15 protein-coding genes are annotated in these 18,668 nt (G+C 70.8%); 6 read left to right on the forward strand and 9 right to left on the reverse strand.

All coding sequences use genetic code 11. The annotated features are described in order from the left end of the window. Positions 1-86: 86 nt before the first annotated feature. Positions 87-914, forward strand: coding sequence for a universal stress protein (locus ABT08_RS01815; RefSeq protein ID WP_288113804.1), 828 nt, complete (start codon positions 87-89; stop codon positions 912-914). 58 nt (positions 915-972) lie between these two features. Next, entirely contained in the window at positions 973-1,116 is a 144-nt protein-coding gene (locus ABT08_RS01820; RefSeq protein ID WP_288113806.1) for a hypothetical protein, read from the forward strand. Positions 1,117-1,153: 37 nt separating this feature from the next. On the opposite strand, the gene panB is transcribed toward ABT08_RS01820, so the two are convergent. The 4 genes from panB to ABT08_RS01840 are packed head-to-tail and all read right to left on the reverse strand — an operon-like array spanning position 1,154 to position 4,708. Continuing rightward, positions 1,154-2,017: a 3-methyl-2-oxobutanoate hydroxymethyltransferase gene (gene panB / locus ABT08_RS01825; protein ID WP_288113808.1), complete on the reverse strand. Its 864-nt coding sequence runs from the start codon at positions 2,015-2,017 to the stop codon at positions 1,154-1,156. Next, positions 2,014-2,919, reverse strand: a complete 906-nt coding sequence (panC, locus tag ABT08_RS01830) for a pantoate--beta-alanine ligase (protein WP_288113809.1) — start codon at positions 2,917-2,919, stop codon at positions 2,014-2,016. The genes panB and panC overlap by 4 nt, the downstream gene beginning before the upstream one ends. Beyond that, positions 2,916-3,680, reverse strand: coding sequence for a DUF2520 domain-containing protein (locus ABT08_RS01835; protein ID WP_288113811.1), 765 nt, complete (start codon positions 3,678-3,680; stop codon positions 2,916-2,918). Before ABT08_RS01835 ends, panC begins: the two co-directional genes overlap by 4 nt. Before the next feature lie 44 nt (positions 3,681-3,724). Beyond that, positions 3,725-4,708, reverse strand: coding sequence for a TerC family protein (locus ABT08_RS01840; RefSeq protein ID WP_288113813.1), 984 nt, complete (start codon positions 4,706-4,708; stop codon positions 3,725-3,727). A 251-nt stretch (positions 4,709-4,959) separates the two neighbouring features. Between ABT08_RS01840 and ABT08_RS01845 the strand changes: the two genes are divergently transcribed. After that, positions 4,960-5,343: a hypothetical protein gene (locus tag ABT08_RS01845; RefSeq protein WP_288113814.1), complete on the forward strand. Its 384-nt coding sequence runs from the start codon at positions 4,960-4,962 to the stop codon at positions 5,341-5,343. A 319-nt stretch (positions 5,344-5,662) separates the two neighbouring features. On the opposite strand, the gene ABT08_RS01850 is transcribed toward ABT08_RS01845, so the two are convergent. From ABT08_RS01850 to ABT08_RS01865, 4 genes are all read right to left on the reverse strand, one after another. Beyond that, complete coding sequence (locus ABT08_RS01850; protein ID WP_056206089.1) at positions 5,663-7,504, reverse strand: amidase family protein; 1,842 nt, start codon at positions 7,502-7,504, stop codon at positions 5,663-5,665. Between the two features lie 50 nt (positions 7,505-7,554). Next, complete coding sequence (locus ABT08_RS01855; protein ID WP_082486252.1) at positions 7,555-8,295, reverse strand: cohesin domain-containing protein; 741 nt, start codon at positions 8,293-8,295, stop codon at positions 7,555-7,557. A gap of 167 nt (positions 8,296-8,462) precedes the next feature. Further along, positions 8,463-9,344, reverse strand: coding sequence for a UTP--glucose-1-phosphate uridylyltransferase GalU (galU, locus tag ABT08_RS01860; RefSeq protein WP_045245949.1), 882 nt, complete (start codon positions 9,342-9,344; stop codon positions 8,463-8,465). A gap of 79 nt (positions 9,345-9,423) precedes the next feature. Next, the gene (locus tag ABT08_RS01865; RefSeq protein WP_288113820.1) at positions 9,424-10,884 is read right to left on the reverse strand and encodes a LuxR C-terminal-related transcriptional regulator; all 1,461 of its coding nucleotides are present in this window, start codon (positions 10,882-10,884) and stop codon (positions 9,424-9,426) included. Between the two features lie 284 nt (positions 10,885-11,168). Here ABT08_RS01865 and ABT08_RS01870 point away from each other — a divergent pair, with 284 nt between their 5' ends. Beyond that, positions 11,169-11,561 carry a hypothetical protein gene (locus ABT08_RS01870; RefSeq protein ID WP_045245946.1) on the forward strand — a complete coding sequence of 131 codons (393 nt, stop codon included), beginning with the start codon at positions 11,169-11,171 and terminating at the stop codon, positions 11,559-11,561. 287 nt (positions 11,562-11,848) lie between these two features. Here the strand turns inward: ABT08_RS01870 and ABT08_RS01875 are convergent, their stop codons facing one another. Next, positions 11,849-16,888: a carboxypeptidase regulatory-like domain-containing protein gene (locus ABT08_RS01875; protein WP_288113824.1), complete on the reverse strand. Its 5,040-nt coding sequence runs from the start codon at positions 16,886-16,888 to the stop codon at positions 11,849-11,851. 554 nt (positions 16,889-17,442) lie between these two features. On the opposite strand from ABT08_RS01875, the gene ABT08_RS01880 reads away from it, so the two are divergent. Both ABT08_RS01880 and ABT08_RS01885 read left to right on the forward strand, forming a co-directional pair. Beyond that, entirely contained in the window at positions 17,443-17,712 is a 270-nt protein-coding gene (locus ABT08_RS01880) for a helix-turn-helix domain-containing protein (protein WP_288113826.1), read from the forward strand. 206 nt (positions 17,713-17,918) lie between these two features. Beyond that, positions 17,919-18,659 (forward strand): transposase, encoded by a 741-nt coding sequence (locus ABT08_RS01885; RefSeq protein WP_502668161.1) that lies wholly within the window; start codon positions 17,919-17,921, stop codon positions 18,657-18,659. The last annotated feature ends 9 nt before the right edge of the window (positions 18,660-18,668 follow it).

Genomic DNA, 18,668 nt, shown 5'->3' on the forward strand with positions numbered 1-18,668 from the left:
CCGCTCGCGCCGGGGTTTACCCGGTCATCGACCTCGCCTGCCGCCGGTGCCGGGGATACGCTGAGGGCACGAGCGAAGGGGCGGCCATGACTGGTGCGATCGTGGTGGGATTCGTCGATGCGACGGTGTCGGGACATGCCGGCGACTGGGCGGTGGCCCGAGCGGCGGCGACGGGCGCAGCGGTCGAGCTGCTCGCGATCGTCGGCGGCGCCGTGGGCGCGGTCGGCGAGGAGCAGGTGCTGGACGCCGCCCTCGCCCACGCGACCGACGCCGTCGCCGCCGAGGCGGCACGTCTCGGCGACCGCGGGGTCGCCGTGTCGACGCGCGTCGACCATGGCAATCCGGTCGCCGCGCTGGTGGAGGCATCCGCTCATGCCGAGCTGGTCGTGATCGGCGGCGAGTCGCGGGGATCCGGTCGGCGCGGACTGCACGGGGCGCGCATCGCCGCCGCCGCGCACTCCCCCGTCGTGGTCGTTCCCGCCGCCGACGCCTCCGGATCGGGTGTCGTCGTCGGTGTCGACGGCTCGGATGTCTCGGACGCCGCGATCACGTTCGCCGCCGCCGAGGCCGCGCGGCTCGGCGAACCGCTGCGCGTCGTGTCGGCGTGGACACCGGTCGCCGTGCCCGGCGATTTCGGGCTGTACCCCGACCTCTACCTCACCGATCTCGCGGCGATCGCGACCGCGAACGTCGACGCGGTGGTGCAGCGGGTCGCGGCCGCCCACCCCGACCTCGCCGTGACCGGCGACGCCCTCGAGGGCGACCCGGCGACCGCGCTCGAAGAGGCCGGCGCCGGTGCGGCGCTGCTCGTCGTGGGCTCTCACGGGCGGGGCGCGTTCGCCCGTTTCGTGCTCGGTTCGGTGAGCGAGCACGTGGTCGGCGCCCTGCCGACGGTCACCGCCGTCGTGCGCTGAGCGTCGTCATCCGGCATCGGACACATTCTGGACACACCGCGTCAGTAATATCCGCGGTATGGGGATCCCTGACGAAGGTCGGAAGCGGCCGCCGGTGCGGCCGGCGATCGTGCTGATGTATGTCGGTGTGGCGCTGCTGGCCGTGGGCGTCGCGGTGCTGGTGTGGGCGGCGTTCGCCTACTACGGCAGCTACGTGCGGTGACGCGCGAACCCGCCGGGCCCGCCGGCCGCGCGGAGCGTCAGTGCGCGCGCGCCGCGAGGTGCGCGCGCACCTGGTCGAGCACGTCGTCGGCCACCGGGTAGGTGTGCTCGGCGCTCGGGAACTCCCCCGTGCGCACCTCGGCCGCGTACGTGGCGATGCCCTCGGCCATCGCGTCACCGAGCGCCGCATACTGCTTGACGAACCGTGCGGTGCGCCCGGCGGTGATGCCGAGAAGGTCGTGGTGCACGAGCACCTGGCCGTCGGCGGCACCCGCGCCGATGCCGATGAGGGGGATGCCGAGGGCTCCGCGGATCTCGGCGACGACCGCCGCGGGCACGGCCTCGACGACGAGAGCGATCGCCCCGGCCGCCTCGACGTCCAGCGCCTCCTGAGCGACGCGGAGGGCGGTGTCGACCGTGCGGCCCTGGGCGCGCAGCCCTCCGAGCGCGGTCGCGGTCTGCGGCGTGAGACCGATGTGCCCGACGACCGGGATACCCGCCGCGACGATCGCGCGGATGCGCGACAGCCGCGCCGGCTGCCCGCCCTCGAGCTTGACGGCGTCGGCGCCCGCCTCCTTCACGAGCCGGAGCGAGGAGGCCACGGCCTGCTCGTCGCTGATCTCGGTCGCCCCGAACGGCAGGTCGACGACGACGAAGGCCGTGCGCACGGCACGGCGCACGGCGCGCGCGAGCATCAGCATCTCGTCGAGCGACACGGGCGCGGTGCCGTCGTACCCGAGCACGACCTGGGCGGCCGAGTCGCCGACGAGGATCATGTCCACCCCGGCGCGCTCAGCGGCCCGGGCCGACGGATGGTCGTAGGCGGTCACCATGACGATCTGCTCGCCGGCGGCGTGCATCTCGGCGATGCGGGCGAGGGTGACGGGCGGGCGTTCGGTCATCGAGGGCTCCCGGTGGGTGCGGCGACGGGACGGTCGTCGAGGATGTCGCTGCTCGCCGTCACGGGCGCGAGCACGACGTTGTCGAGCAGTCGCACGGCTCCCACGCGGGCTGCGACGACGAGCACCGCGTCGCGGTCGAGACGGTCGAGCTCGGCGAAGCCATCGCTGTCGACGACGGCGAGATAGTCGGGGGTGAGACCGGCGGCGTCGAGCTCGTGCGCCGCGATCGCGCGGAGAGCCGCGGCATCCTGCTCACCGTCGGCGGCGGCTCGGGCGGCGGCGGCCAGCGCGCGGGGCAGGGCGAGGGCACGGACCCGGTCGGCGGGAGTCAGCCGCACGTTGCGGCTCGATCGCGCGAGGCCGTCGTCGTCGCGCGACGTGGGCACGACGACGATCTCGGTGGGGATGCCGAGGTCGCGCACGAGCCGTCGGACGACGGCGACCTGCTGGGCGTCCTTCTGCCCGAAGTACGCGGTGTCGGCGAGCGCGGCGAGCAGCAGCTTGCTCACGATCGTGGCGACGCCGTCGAAGTGGGCGCGGCCGCGCACGGCGCCCTCGAAGGTCTCGGTGAGGGGTCCGGCGATCGACACCGTGGTCGCGAAGCCGGTCGGGTACATCTCGGCGGCGGTCGGCGCGAAGACCACGTCGACGCCCGCGGCGCCCGCCTTCGCGAGGTCGTCGTCGAGAGCGCGGGGGTACGCGTCGAGGTCGGCCTGCTCGGTGAACTGGGTCGGGTTCACGAAGATCGTGAGCACGACGGTGGCCGCACGCGCGCGGGCTGCCGTGACCAGCGACAGGTGACCCTCGTGCAGGGCGCCCATGGTCGGCACGACGGCGATCGGGGCGTCGCGGCGCGGGGCGAGGGCGGACCGCAGCTCGGCGAGCGTCGTCGCGACGATCATGCCGGGGCCGCCGAGGTGCGCGAGCGCTCGGCGAGCGCGCGCGTGGCATCGACGAGCGCATCGAACAGCGCGAGCTGCTCGGGGGCGCGCTCGGCGATAGCGGCACGCTGGCGGGCGACGGTGTCGTCATCGCCCCGGGCGACGGGACCGGTGAGGGCGGCCGGCGCCCCCAGCGCCGACCAGTTGTCGACGGCGGCGCGCACGAGGGGGACGAGGGCGGCGCGGTCGATGCCCGCGGTCGACGCGAGCTGCTCGGCGAACGCCTCGACCGTCACGAGGAAGTTCGCCGCGATCGACGCGGCCGCATGGTACGCCGCCCGGTCGTCGGGGGCGACGGCGACCGGCGACATCCCGAGCTTCGCGGCGAGCCGTTCGGCTGTGGCGAGGGCGCGCGGACTGCTTCCGGCGAGCGCCGCGGTGACGCCGGTGAAGCGGGCACCGGCGGAGGTGACGGTCATGAGGGGGTGGATGCTGAACGACTCGTGCGGGGTCAGCGGAGCCAGCCCCAGCGCACCGGAGAGGTGCCCGACGAGCGGGCCGGGAGCGATGGCGGCAGCGGCCTCCGCGATCGCGTGGTCGGGCACCGCGAGGAGCACGATGTCGGCGCCCGACCCGGTGGCACCACGGGGTTCGGGGCCGGCCGCGGTGACCCCGATCTCCGCGAGAGCGGCGATGAGCGCCCGGCCCATTCTGCCGTCGCCGACGACGGCGATGCGGCCGAGGGCGGCGTCGCCTGCGGGGTTCGGGTGAGTGCGGGACATCCGCGTACACCGTACCCCTCGCACACCGGGGCCGGGCCGTGAGGCTAGTGCCCCGTCGTCACCGCCCGGTCGCCCCGGGTCTTCACCAGGCTCGCGACCGTCGCGACGGCGATCGTGGCGGCGATGAACAGCAGCGAGAACCAGATGGGGATCTCGGGGATCCACTCCACATGGTGGCCGCCGTTGATGAAGGGCAGCTCGTTGACGTGGAGCGCGTGGAAGACGAGCTTCACGCCGATGAAGGCAAGGATGACGGCGAGCCCCTGCGCGAGGTAGACGAGGCGCTCGAGCAGTCCGCCGATGAGGAAGAACAGCTGCCGCAGGCCCATGAGCGCGAACGCGTTGGCGGTGAACACGATGTACGCCTCGTTGGTCAGCCCGTAGATCGCCGGGATCGAGTCGACCGCGAAGATCAGGTCGATGAAGCCGATCGCGATGATCGTGAGAAGCATCGGGGTGACGAAGCGCTTGCCGTCGAGGCGCACCGTGAGCCGGTCGCCGTGGTAGTCGTCGGTGACGGGAAGGTGGCGGCGCACGAAGCGCATGAACGCCCCGTTGGCGGGGTCGGACTCGTGGTTGCCGAACGCCTGCTTCCAGGCGAGGAACAGCAGCAGCGCACCGAAGATGTAGAACACCCACGAGAGGTTCTCGATGAGCGTTGCGCCGATCGCGATGAAGCCGCCGCGCAGCACGAGGGCGATGACGATGCCGATCATCAGCACCTTCTGCTGGTACGCCTTCGGCACGGCGAAGCCCGTCATCACCAGGAGGAAGACGAAGAGGTTGTCGATCGACAGCGCCTTCTCGGTGAGGTAGCCGGCGAAGTACTCCCCGCCGTATGTCCAGCCGGAGACCACGCCGATGCCGACGCCGAACAGGAGTGCGAGCCCGATGTAGAAGGCCGACCAGCGGGCGGATTCGCCGATGGTCGGCTCGTGGGGCTTTCGCACGTGGGCGAAGAACTCGTACACGAAGAACGCGATGGTGACCGCGATCGTGATGATCCAGACGAGGGGGGTGACGTTCACAGGGAACTCCAGAGGGTAGGGCGGAACACGGATGTCGCCAAGGTCTCCTCCACCCCGGGTGCGGGGCCGACGGGCCGGGATGCGTCTGCGCATCCGTATTGACGGGTCCGTCGCGTGGGAGTACTCCCCCTGTCGTGATCGAGTCTAGGGCACCCGGCCTGAACGGATGCCACGGCCGCTCGCGTGAAATCTGTGTGACGAGACCTCGCCTCGGGTTGACCGTCGCCTCGCGGCCGGGTGAGGGTGGCGCCATGGCGGGGGGGGGTACGGCGGAGCACTGGCAATCGGGTCGCCTCATCGCGGTGGCCGTATGGGTCGCCGCTGTCGCGCTCGCGGCGGAGACCGCGTGGCGGCTGTTCGCCGGCGTCGTCTACGTGCATCACTGCGCGGGGTGCGACGGAGCCGCGGTCGAGCGGGCGGCGAGCTCGTACACGATCGCCGTCGTGCTTCTGCTCGCTGTCGGCGCGTCGGTGCAGACCTTCGTGCGACGGTTCCGGACGGTGCGGCTGTGGGTCCCGCCCGTCACGCTGGCGCTCGTGATCGTCGCCTCGTTCATCGCCTACGTCGAGTCGAACGGCGGATTCGATGCATCCGACTTCGGTGTGCGGATCGGACTCGCGCGCAGCGCGGTGTGATCGGGCAGAGGGCTCGCGCGGACCCCTCCGGCCCCCAAGATCGCCTCGCGGAGGGATCCGCGCGAGGCGGAACGGTCGCACATCTCCCCGCGTGACGTCAGCGGCAAGGTTGCGGGGCGACCCACGCAGTGAAACCTCTGCCATCTCAGCCCGCGGGCACCGCGTTCCGTCGTCCGGTTTCGTTCGGATTCGACCGGATCGTTCCGTTCCTCGGTGGCTTCTGGGCGGCGGCGGTGCGATTGCTGTGGACGCGCAGCCACAGGGCGAACGCCTCGAGGCGGGCCCACTCGGGACCCGCCTCGAGGCGTTCAGGTCGGACTTACGGTGCGGGCGTCGTGGTGAGCGCGCCGTAGAGGGCCGGGGTGGTGCGGGCGTGGGTGGCCTGCTCGAACGCATAGGCGAGTCCGAGCAGAGGACCCTCGGTGAATGCCGGGCCGACGAACTCGAGGTTGACGCCGGCGCCGGGGATCGACTCCGTGCTCGACGCCTGACCCATCGGCACCGTGACCGCCGGCAGTCCCGTGTTGGGGCTCAGGCGCATGTTGGTACCCTGCGTGCCGTAGGGGTTGCCCGACGGGTAGATCATCGCCGACAGGTTGTTGTCGGCCATGAGCTGCGTGACGTAGGTCTTGCCCGTCGCGAGCGCGACCGTGTGCGTGCCGGTCGGGCCCGCCCAGTCCTGATAGGTCTGCTCACTGATCGCGGCGCGCTGCACGTACGTCGACCGGCGCGACGTGACGTAATTGCCGCCCGTGATGATGTCGTTGAGCGTGCGTGCCGCGACGCCGGGTGCGAGATGCGTCGCGATGTAGGTGTTGAGGTCGTGGGTGAACTCGTTCGTCGACCCGCTGCTCTCGTTGAGCACGGCACTGAACTGCGACGTGGACGCGATCGGGACGATCGTCGCACCCTTGCTGCGCAGCACGTCGAGGGCGTTGTTCCAGAGGCGCACGGTGGTCGCATTGGAGCCGACCATGCTCGCGACGTAGCCGATGCGCACACCCTCGAGGGAGTCTGCGTCGAGGTACGACGTGTAGGAGTCGGGCACGAGACCCACCTGGGCCGAGGTCGCGGGGTCTGCCGGGTCGACGCCGGTGACGGCGTCGAGGGCGATCGCGGCATCGGTGACGGTGCGGGCCAGCGGGCCGCCGGTGTCCTGCGAGAGCGCGAGCGGGATGATGCCGTCGCGGCTCGTGAGACCCACCGTCGGGCGCACCCCGACGAGCTGGTTGTAGGTCGAGGGCACGCGGATCGATCCGCCGGTGTCGGTGCCGAAGCCGATCGCCGCGAGGTTCGCCGAGATCGCCGCACCGGTGCCGCCGCTCGAGCCGCCGGCGGTGCGGGAGGTCGAGTAGGGGCTGGCGACGAGGAGCGACGAACCGGGGTTCTGGAAGGAGGAGAACTCCGACACGAACCCGTAGGCGAACTCGTCGAGGCTGGCCTTGGCGAGGATGACGGCGCCGGCGCTGCGCAGGCCGGTGACCATGGCGGCATCCGTCGTCGTCTGATTGTTGTTCCAGCAGCCACAGCCACCGGTCGTGACCATGTCGGTCGTGTCGTAGTTGTCCTTCAGCACGATCGGGATACCCAGGAGCATGCTCGTCATGCCGTGCGCGGCGCGTTCGGCGTCGGCCGCACGGGCGGCGTCGAGCGCGACGGTGCTGGTGGTGATGATGGAGTTGAGCGGGCGCCCGTTGCCCGCAGGGTCGACCTTGACGCGGTCGTACGCCGCGATGCGGTCGAGGTAGTCCTGCGTGAGCTTCACCGAGGTGAGCACGCCGGCGTTCATCGCAGCCTGCATGTCGACGGTGGTCGCCTCGACCAGTGTGAAGGGCCCGTCGTCGTAGATCATGCGCTGCGAGAGGCCCGCGAGGTCGGCGACGGTGATCTTGTCGTCGTGGTCGAGGTCGATGACGGATGCCTCGGCCCAGCCGGCGTCGGTCGAGGTGCGGCCGAGCCACCCGGCGGCGACATCGAGGTCGGCCGTCGTGACCTGCTCGTCGCCGGTCAGGTCGAGCTCGGAGTAGAAGGGCGCGAGGAGCAGGTGACCATCGCTGGTCGTCGGAGCGGGGGCGGCCGTCGCGGCCGGAGCGACGAGGAAGGTCGCCGCGACGCCGACGAGGGCGACCCCGACGAGCGACGCGCGGGACGTGTGACGCACGCGGGAACTCCTTTGATCGAGGGGGATGTGGGTCGAGGGGGTGCTCACGCTCATCGCTGCACCGCCTTGCGGCGGGCGGCGAGGACGACGCCGAGGGCGACGAGGGCGAGGCCGCCCGCGCCGAGAACGATCCAGGCACCGGTCGTGCCGCCGGTGTTGGCGAGGTCGTCGTCGGTCGATGCGGCCGACCCGGTGACCGACGGGGTCGGGGTCGGGGTGGCCGTGGCGGTCTCCGACGGCGTGGGCGTCGGAGTGGGTGCCGGCGTGATCGCGGTGACGACCGGGGTGACGGCGGTCAGCGAGGGCGAGTCGGTCACTGCCGCGGTGCCGACGAGGGTGAGCGAGGTCAGGGCGATCGTCGCTGCGCCGCCGGCGCGGGCCGTGAAGGTGAAGGTCACGAGCGTCTGTGCGCCGGAGAGGGCGGGGGACGTGCCGAGTCGCGTCGAGGTGAAGGTCACGACGCCACCGGATGGCGCGGAGGTGCCGTAGCCGCCGGCCGGGAAGACGGCCGACGACCCGTCGTAGCTCAGCAGCGTCGGGTCGTAGGTGATGCCGAGGTCGTAGGCGAACAGGTCGGTCGATGCGTCGACCGCGACGCTGACAGTGACGGTGTCTCCCTCATCGACCGTTGCGGGGGCCGTGAGGGTGATGACGCCGACGGTCGGCACGGATGCGGCGTTGGCTGCCGGGGCGATGCCGAACGCGACGCCGAGGACGGCGGCGAACGACATCAGGAGTGCGGTCGTGCGCGCGAGGCGCCGAGAACGCACGGCTGCTGTGGATGCAGGCATGGGTGAGCGAACCCTTCAGTGGAGTGATGTGCGAGTACGACGCGCTCACCCCCAAGATCGGCGCGCTCAGTTGGTGCTGAGGTTCCCCATGGGGATCTTTCAGGTTCGAGATTTCTCGGACGACACTGTCCGGTTTCGGAATTGTTTCCGATGAATGGAATGCCCGATCAGAGGCCGGTGGCGAGCTCCTTGAGCCAGGCGGCGAGGTCGGGGCCGAGGTCGTCGCGGTCGAGGGCGAGCAGCAGGTTGGACTTGAGGTAGTCGAGGCGGTCCCCCGTGTCGTAGCGGCGACCGCGGAAGATGACGCCGTAGACGGGTCCCGCGATGCTCTCGTCGGCGGCGAGGGCCTTGAGGGCGTCGGTGAGCTGGATCTCGCCGCCCTTGCCGGGCGCGGTCTCCTCGAGCACCTCGAAGATCTCGGGCTTGAGCACGTAGCGGCCGATGATGGCGAGGTTGCTGGGCGCGTCGGCGGCGGCGGGCTTCTCGACGAGGTCGACGACCTTGACGAGGTCGGCGTCGTCGGTGGCCTCGACGGCGGCGCATCCGTAGAGGTGGATCTGCGCCGGGTCGACTTCCATCAGGGCGATGACGGTGGCGGACTTCTGGGCGGATGCCTCGATCATGCGGGTCAGCAGCGGGTCCCTGGCGTCGATGAGGTCGTCGCCGAGGAGCACGGCGAAGGTCTCCTGTCCGACGTGTCGGCGGGCGCGCAGCACGGCGTGCCCGAGGCCGAGCGGGTCGCCCTGCCGAACGAAGTGGATGTCCGCGAGACGGCTGGCCTCCATGACCTTCGCGAGCTTCGCGGCGTCGCCCTTGCGCTCGAGGGTGTGCTCGAGTTCGGTGACCCGGTCGAAGTGGTTCGCGAGCGCGTTCTTGTTGCGGCCGACGACGACGAGCACGTCGTCACTTCCCGCCGAGACGGCTTCTTCGACGACGTACTGGATGGCCGGCTTGTCGACGACGGGCAGCATCTCCTTCGGCATGGCCTTGGTGGCCGGAAGGAAACGCGTGCCGAGGCCGGCAGCCGGAATGACGGTCTTGATCCCCATGAGCGCGAACCTAGGGGGGCCATGTGAACGGGCTGTTACGCGGGGCGAACGATGACGCGAGGATGCCTCGGCCCACCGCTCAGAGGTCGATGAGGTCGAGTCGCGTGGCGATGGCCATGGCCTCGGCGCGACCGCGCGCGCCGAGTTTGCGGTAGACGGAGGACAGCTGCGACTTGACGGTGCTGGGGGTGACGAACATCGCCGCGGCGATCTGCGAGATCGAGTCGAAGGTGAACAGCGCCTGCAGCACCGCCGATTCGCGGGTGGTGAGGACCGGTGGTGTGGCGGTCATCGGGCGGTACGGTGCGAGGTCGACGGTGGCGCGGGACATCCGCTCACGGGAGGGCTCGTCGAGGGCGGCCGCGATCTGCGCGATGAGCCAGGTGGGCACGAGGGCGAAGAGTCGGCGGAGCGAGCTGAAGGTGGCGAGGCGGGCGGCGATCGTGCACTCGCGGGGATCGAGCTCGTCGCCGAGGGCGACCGCCCAGAGCCGCAGGAGGAGCGCTTCGCCTCGTTCTGCCATGGCGGTGCCGGGTCGGGCGAGCACGGCGCCGGTGATGCGCAGCGCATCGGCGCGGGCGTTCTCGTGCAGGGCGAGGCGCGCACGGGCGAGGTCGACGAGGGTGGTGGGGGGAGCCGTGGCGACGACCGCGTGGGCGCGGGGTGCGTCGTCGAGGTCGACGAGGGCGGACACCATGAGCCAGGTCATCGCGGACGCGGCGAAGGGGGTGGTGGCGTCGTGGCAGTCGAGCGCGAACTCTGCGGTCTCGAGCGCCCGGAGCGGTGCGCGGGCGACGAGGGCTTCTCGTCCGCGCACGAGGGCGACAAGCGGCCACAGGTCGGTGGCGCTCTCGATCGGTGGCAGGTGGAGGCCGGCGGTGAGCTGCGGGTGCGAGACGGATTCGACGGCGATGAGTCCGCGGGCGACGTCACGCCACTCGCCGGTGACGGCGCCGGCTGGCGCGGCGACGGGGATGGCTTCTCCGACGGCGAGGTAGTGGCGGGCGTCGCGCAGGTTGCCGCGGAGCGCGTGCGCCACGGCCGATTCGAACTGGATGCGCTGCGCGAGGGTGGGCGCGGCGGCCGCGTGGGCTCCGGCGGCGGCGAGGGCGCTGAGCGCGGCGGTGGTCTCGCCGGAGGCGAGGTGGACGAGCGCACGTTGCTCTTCGACGATCGCGCGGGACAGCGGCAGCGGGGGCTCGGGGTCGCTCAGGGCGGTGTCGATGTGGTGGAGGGCGGCCGCGGCATCCCCTGCTCGCCGGTGTTCGATGAGGCCTCGAAGCCGTCGGATGCCGGGGCTGGGTTCGTCGCCGGCGCGCGCGAGTGGGGCGCCGGGGATGTCGTAGAGCAGGTCGGCGCCGATCACGTCGATGGCGAGGGCGCGGAAGCCCTGGGCGAGCGGGAGCGCGTCGGGCTGGGAGCGGATGAGTGCCGCGAGGTCGGTTCGCAGGCGAGCCGGGTCTTCGAACAGCAGGCGCCACGCATCGTGCCGCAGGCGGGTCGCGAGATCGTCGGAGGTGGTGCGCGCGTCGACGGTCATGCCGTCGCGTCGACGTGCGGGCGCGTCGCCGGTAGAGAGAGGGGGAGGTCCATGCCACTACAAATCTGGCGCGCTGAGACGCGACCATCAGCTCCATTACGACCCGAACCGGTCCAAATGTGGACGAATTCGGTTGAAATCCGTTCCCCGTGCACGGGTGAGCCCGCCCCCGCTCCCAGACTAGGTCCCACGTGCGGTCCTTTTCGTCACGGCATCCGATGAATTCGACGGATGCCGCGGCCCGGGCCGTGACGCATCACTGATTCCGCTGGGGAGGGGGTTCGGTGGTCGACATCGTGGCCTCGGTGCTGGATGCGATCAACGCGCGTGACGAGCGTGCGTTCGTCGCGTGCTTCGTCAGTGACGGCGCGATCGTCGATGGCGACGACCGGTTCGCGGGCGCCCGCCAGCTGCGGCTCTGGTTCGACACGGAGGTGCGCCGGCCGAATGCGGTCGTGTCGATGCTGGCGCGGTCGCGGTCGGATGACGTGGACGTGCTCACGTGGGAGTGGGACTGCCGTTCTTTCCATGACGAGCGGGTGCAGTTCTGCACGCTCGCCCTTGTCTCCACTCGTCGCGACCTGGTCGCGTCGATCGAGTTCCGCGCTGCCCGCTCATGGCCGAGCGATCCGTTGCGCCCGCGACCGCTGGACGGATGGCTGGAGGATCCGCTGTGACGTACGACCCGATCGTCGGTATGACTCGAGGCTCGAGACGGGGTGGCCCGCCGCGCCGGCCCGGCCATTCGTGGTGGGCGTATGTGATGGTGGCGGTGATCGCGGTGGGAGTGGCGGCGCTGGTGTATCTCGCGGTGACGCACGACTACACGTTCAGCCCGGAGGGTGGCGCTGCGACGTCGGCGCCGGTGCGCTGACGCGCGCGTTCTGCCAGGTGCACTCGACGGCGGGCGCATCCGTCCGCCGGGCACGTGGGGAAGCGTGCCCGGCGGAGTCGGATGTCTCGGCTACGACCGGCGGGTACGGGCGCGTGCCGCGGAGACCAGCAGGCCGATGCCTGCGGCGACGATGAGCGCGCCGGCGAGGGCGAGCCCGGTCGGTATCACCGCACCCGTGCGCGCGAGGACGTTCGTCGTCACCTGCACCGGACCCCAGGCGACCACGGCGCCCGTGGCGGGATCGGTGAAGACGACACGGTGTGCGCCGGCCGGGAGCGTCGAGGGGACCGCGACGGTCGCGTAGCCGCCCGAGCCGACGGTGATCGTCCCCGCGTAGGTGGGCGTGGAGAAGAACCACACGTCATAGGTCTCACCCGGCGTGAGCCCGCCGATCGACAGGGTCTCCCCCGGCGTGGTGGAGGATGCCGGCAGCGTCAGCGATCCTCGGTTCGCGTCGGTCAGGTCGCCTTCGCTCGGCGTGATCGGCTCGCTCGGGCCGGTGGACGGGAGCGTGGGGGTGACGGTCGGCGTGGGGGTGCTCGGCGGAGTCGGCGTGACGGTCGGGGTCGGCGTCACGGTCGGGGTCGGCGTCACGGTCGGGCTCGGCGTGGCGGTCGGGCTCGGCGTGGCGGTCGGGCTCGGCGTGTCCGTGGTCGGGCTCGGGGTAGGCGTCGGCGTATCCGTCGTCGGGGTCGGGGTCGGCGTTCCCGTCGTCGGCGTCGGACTCGGCGTGTTCGTCGGCGTCGGTGTCGCAGTGGGCGTCGGCGTCGGCGTCGCGCTGGGCGTGTCCGTCACGGTCGGAGCCGGCGTCGGCGTCGGCGTCGGTGTGGGCGTCGGAGTCGGCGCGGTGTGCACGATGCCCGTGCGGGACGAGGCATCCGATGTTCCGACGGCGTTCGCCGCGGTCACCGCGAACGTGTAGTCGGTGTCGGGCGCGAGGCCGGTGGCGGTGAACTCGACGGGGTCGGCCGCTGCATCGACCGGATAGGTCGTTGCGATGGTGTCCGATGCCCCGACGTACGCGGTGACTGTGTATCCGGTGAGAGGCGAGCCGCCGTCGGCGGGCGCGGGCCAGGTCAGTGCGGCGGAGGTGTCGTCAACGGCGCCGACGCCCGGCTGGGCGGGGGCCGCCGGCACGGTGATGGTGGTCGTCGTGAAGGTCGCGCGGGGCGAGGCGGGGCTCGATCCGACGGCGTTCACGGCTGCGAGGGTCACGTCGTACGCGGTTCCCGATGTCAGTCCGCTGATCGTCAGATCGGTCACCGCACCCACGTCGATCACGCGGGCGGGAGTGTCGGAGTCCGCCGGATAGAGGCTGATGCGATAGCCGGTGAGGGGCGATCCGCCGTCGGCCGGAGGCGCCCACGTGAGGTGCACCGAACCGCTGGTCACGGCGTCGGTCGCGGGCACGTCGGGTGCATCGGGTGCGGTGGCCGCGGCTTGCACGGTGAGCATCGCCGTGGAGGTGACGAGCTGCTCATCGCCCTGGGTGAAGATGGCACGGAACTGGGCGCCGTCGTCGTCCAGGCTGACGGCGGGCAGCGCGAGATCGGTGGATGTCGCGCCCTCGATGTCGGTCCAGTCGGTGGCGGATGCATCGAGGCGCTGCCATTGCACGGTGGGCACCGGGAGCCCCGAGGTGTTCGCGTGGAACGTGACCTCGTCGCCGGCGGTGGCCGCGGCATCCGTCGGGTTCGTGACGATCGCGAACTCGGAGCTCAGTGTCTGCTCGGGGGTCAGCGGCTGCTGCCCGTCGGCGAGTGGCTGATACTGCACGGTGTTCGGCAGGGCGACGGTCTGACCGGAGCCGATGTGGATGATGTCGGCATCGGCGCGGGTCGACTTGCCGTCGTACCAGGTGGTTCCGAGCGTCGGCGAGTAGGCGTACAGGGTGTAGTCGCCGGGGTTCAGCGGCGGGAGCACGAAGTTGCCGTTGCTGTCCGTCGTGGTCTGGATATCGAGGATCGGGTTCGAGGTGGGGGTGTCGGTCGGCGCGAACGAGAATCGTGCCGTGAGCGGCGCGACCTGCGTGGGCGCGGTGGCGACGCCGACGGTGACGCCCGCGAGCGGCTGACCGGTCGGATCGAGGATGCGGCCGCTCACCGCGCCGCCGAGGGTGAGGCGCGCGTCGATGCCGGTGAGGTTGCGATCGACGATCGCGACCGTGGCGGCACCGGCTGCTGTCGCGACGGCGTCGAACCATTGCGCGACGTAGAGGCCGGACGGGTTGCTGATGCGGATCTTGTACCGTCCGGGCGTGAGGGCAGTGGTGGTGAACGTGCCGTCCGAGCCGGTCGAGTCCGACGCGACGCTCGACCATTCGGGGCCGTTCTCGGGGACGACGGTGATCCACACGTTTCTGAGCGGCGCGCCATTGTTCGCAGCTGTGACGGTTCCCGATATCGTGTAACCGCGCTGCAGGGTGATCTGCACGTCGGCGAGTCCCGCGTCGGGCACGGTCAACGACACCGTGGTCGCGGTGTTCGCGCTGGTGGAGTTGGCGGTGAGGGTCGTGGGGCCCGCGGCATCCACATAGGTCGTGAAGCGACCAGAGACGTCGGTGTAGATGCCGCCGACGTAGACGTTCGGGATGCCGTCGCCGGTGACCGCGTCGACGACGCGGCCGGAGATTGGGATGGCGCTCGCGAGGTCGGCATCGGCGACGACCGGGGCGGCGCCCGCGGTGACGGTGATGGGCGTGGCACTCGCCTGGTCGTGGCCGCCGAGCCACCACTGACCGATGTACGGGCTGTAGGAGCGGGTGTCGATGCGCAGCCGGTAGTCGGTTCCGGGCGCGAGCGACCGGAAGGCGTAGATACCGGTCTGGTCGTCGGTGGTGACGGAGGTGGATTGGGTCCAGCTTCCGTTGGAGTCGGTGACCGTCCAGTAGGCGGTGACGGTCGCGGCGACGGGGCTTCCGTCGGCGGCGGCGCGGATGGTGCCGGTGATCTGCACGGGCGGGAGGGCGAGGGCGACCCCGGCGGTCGTCTGCCCGGCGGCGACCGTCACGGCGTTGGGGAAGGTGACGTTGGTCGTTCCCGAGGAGTAGCTCACGGAGTACGTGCCGGGAGCGACGCCGCCGATGGTCCAGCCATCACCGAAGAGCTGCGAGACGGTTCCGCTGATCGACGTGGTTCCGGTGGTGGTCGTCGAGAGCGGGGTGAGGGTGAGCCAGGCCCAGTCATAGCTGTTGGACGCGCTGAGGACGTCGGTGAACGTGCCGGTGATGCGCCCCCCGAGGGTGAGCGAGAAATCGGCTGCGGTGTAGCTGCCGCCGTCGTCGAGGGAGATCGGTGTCGTGTCGCTCATGTTTCCGCTGCCACCGAGCCAGCGCGGGATGTAGAAGCCGCTCGTGTCCCCGGCTTTGACGGCGTAGTTGTTCACGGCGAGGCCGGTGAAGCGATAGGTGCCGTCGGCCGCGGTGGTCGCGGTCGAGAGGGGGTAGCTGAGCTGGCTGGCGTTGTACAGTGCCACTGCGACACCGGCGGCGGGCTGGCCGGTGACGGAGTCCCGAATCGTGCCGGAGATGGTTCCGCTTCCCTCCTGCAGGGTGATGCTCGCAGGGGTGTCGGCGCTCACGGTGATCGGGGTCGCCGTCTCGGGCGAGGTTCCGCCGTAGTAGGTGGGCGTGGACGAGTCGCCCCACCGCACGATGTACGTGCCGACCGGGAGGCTGTAGGTTGTGGTGCTCTGGCCGGTCTGCGAGCCGTAGCCGATCTGCTGATGCGTGACGGCGTCGAGGAACCCGATCGAGTACCAGTTGCTCGAGGCCGTGTTGACAGTGACCGTGACGGAGCCCGTCGTGTAGTCGAAGGCGGCGAGATCGAGTGTGGTGGTGGCGCCGTCCGTCACCGTGAAGGGCGATCCCCAGGCGTCGGAGAACGTCGTGGTCGAGTACTGCAGACGGTACGCGCCGGCGGGGATGTCGGTCAGGAGGAATGTTCCGTCAGGCTTCACCGAGCCGAAGCCGATGGGGTCACCGCCGGTGGTAGGAACGACGGCGACAGCCTGCACGTCGGAGCGGTGGCTCGTGGGGATGGTGCCTGCGACCCTGCCGCCGGCGGCGATGCTCACATCGATCGCGGTTGCCGCGGTGGATGCCGCGGTGAGCGTGATCGGCGTCGCGTCGCTTTCTGCGAGCCCGCCGTAGTAGGTGGCGATGCCGTCGCCGGGGTTCGGTACGACCCAGATCTTGTAGGTGCTCGCGGCGAGGTTCGGGAACACGTAGCGGCCCGCGGCATCCGTCGTCGTGGAGACCACCGACGAGTCGGACTGTTTGAGGGCGAGAACGCTCGCCTGCGCGAGGGGTGAGCCCGCGACGGTGCGCACGGTGCCTGAGATGGTGTACGTGCCGCTGGTGAGCGTGCCGTCGATGCCGGTCACCGTCGCGCCGAGCGCCACGGACACGAGGGTCGCGGCGTTGGCGTTGGTGGCGTTCTTCCACCACAATTCGGGGAACACGAAGCCGTTGGAGAACGACACGCGGTAGGAGCCCGCCGGAACGACGGCCGACCACGGGGTGGCACCGCCGGGGACGGCCTCGCCGGTCCAGCCGCCGTAGTAGCCGCCGTTCGCCTGCGAGACGCTGACCCACGTGGAGAGGGTGTCGACGGGGAGCGAGGGGAGGGTGAGGGTGCCGGAGATCACGCCGCCAGGGTCCATGGTGACGGTGCCGACGTCGTAGGCGTCGCCGACGACGAATCCTTGGGCGTTCGCGTCGCGTTCGATGTGCGCGGTCTGGACCGACTGCTGGAAGACGATGTAGTAGTAGGTCGACGGGTCGAGCACGAGCGTAAATCGGCCGTCGGCATCGGTCGTGGCGCCGCGGGCGGGTCCGTCGTTCTCACTGACGGCGATGCCGATGCCGCTGATCGAGGCCGAGCTGACCGAGTCGACGACGCGGCCTGTGAGGGTGATGGCCCCCGGGGCGCCGGTGATCGGGGTGAGCGGGTTGGATTCGGCGCTGGAGTCGACGGTGAAGCTGCGGTCAGCGGCGGCGGGGCCGCCCGTCGAGGGCAGGTCGAGAGGCGCGGGCGCGGATGACGTCGGCGTGGGGGTGGGCGGCGGGGTCGCAGGAGTGGGGCGGAGGGGTTGCGGGTGTCGTCTCACCCGGCGTGGACGCGGGTGTGCTGGGCGCGGAGGAAGTCGCGTCTGACGGTGCTGCGGGCGCGGGGGTCGCGATAGGGACGGCTCCGGCGGTGACGCTCGATGAGGCCGTTGGCGCGGGATCCGCGCTCTGTGCGTGGGCAATTCCCGCGCCCGCGCCGACAAGGATTGCGGTGATGGCCGCTGCGGTGAGCGTGTGAAGAATCCGCGTGCGCGGACGACGGCGCGGTGCCATGTTTCCCCCAGTTTTCGGCCATTTCTGGCTCCCCTGGCAACAAGGTATCGATTCAGCCGATGCACAAGCAAATGTCGGCATGGGGAAAATTCCCCGCGCGACTCCGCCACGCGCGTGACGCCGTGTCGCGGGCCGCGTTGTCGCGGGCCGCGTTCGGCGCGTCACCCTCGGCGGCGGTAGGTCTGCGGTTCGCGTGGTGCTGTTGCCGGGGGCTGAACAGGTCTGTCGCGCGTCAGACTTAGTGGCAGGGCTGTTAGTTGAGTCCTGAACGGAGAGTCCGACATGGGAAGACCACCAGTGATCCCGGTGGAGAAGAAGACGCTTGAGCATCCTCGCTGGCGAGGTCTCGATCGCGGAGGCCGCTCGTCGCGAGAAGGTGAGCGAGCAGTCGATCGGTCGGTGGAAGGCGGACTTCCTCGAGGCCGGGAAGACGGGGCTCGCGGCGGGGAAGTCTGGCCTGTCGACCCGTGAGCAGCAGCTCGAGGCGGAGGTCGCGGATCTGACCCAGGCGCTCGGTGAGGCCGCGGTCGAGATCCGGGTGTGGAAGAAGAGCGCGGAGGGCCGGCTGGGCCCTTCGAGGACCTCGAGGTGATCCGCCGGGATGCGGGCATGCCGACCGCGAGGTTCGTGGAGCTGATCGGTGTGCCCGAACGCTCGTATCGGCGCTGGCAGGCCAAAGCGAAGCTGGACCGCCCGCCGAAAGGGCCGTGGCCGCAGCCGGCGCGTGTCGCGGTCCGCGACGTCGTCGTCAAGCACGCGTCGGCGCATCCGGCGTGGGGGCACCGGAAGGTCTGGGCGATGACCCGCCACGATGGTCACCGGGTCTCGCAGGCGACCGTGCTGCGGATCCTCCGCGACGAGGGGCTGATCCTGCCCGCCGAGTACCAGCGGGAGCGGCGCAAGCGCGCCGAGCGGCGCAAGGCCGCGTTCGCGAAGGACCCGACCGGCCCGAACCAGGTGTGGCAGCTCGACTTCTCCGAGTACGAGACCACGACCGGCGGCACGTGGCGGATCGCGGCGTGCCGGGACTACTGGTCGAAGTACGAGTTCGACGCGCACGTGTCTCCGACGGCGAACAAGCACGACGCCGTCGAGGCCGTGCAGAAGGCTCTCGACGAGACCGAGCAGCTGCTCGGTCACCCGCTGATCGATGACGCGCCCGTGGACACGGACACGGGTGAGATCGAGCCCGTCGTGACGATCGTCACTGACAATGGTGGCCCGTTCCGGTCGTTCACGTTCGAGGCATTCATCACCGCGCACCCGGAGCTCAAGCACGTGCGCACCCGGGTGCGCACGCCCGGGCAGAACGGGTCACGCGAGCGCGGGTTCGGGTCGATGAAGTACGAGTGGCTGTTCCGTGAAGAGATCGGCGACGCCCTGCAGCTCGTCGAGCACGTGAATGCGTACCGGGCCGACTACAACCACGTCCGCCCGCACGAGGCGATCGCCTGGAACCGGCCCGCCGACGTCCACCTCGGGCTCGCAAGCCCGACCATCCCCAACTTCGAAATCGAAGAAACCCTGCCAACTTCTTGACGCGGGACA

The sequence above is a fragment of the Microbacterium sp. SCN 71-21 genome (genome assembly GCF_001725695.1).
In the GTDB taxonomy this organism is placed as follows: Bacteria; Actinomycetota; Actinomycetes; order Actinomycetales; family Microbacteriaceae; genus Microbacterium; species Microbacterium ginsengisoli.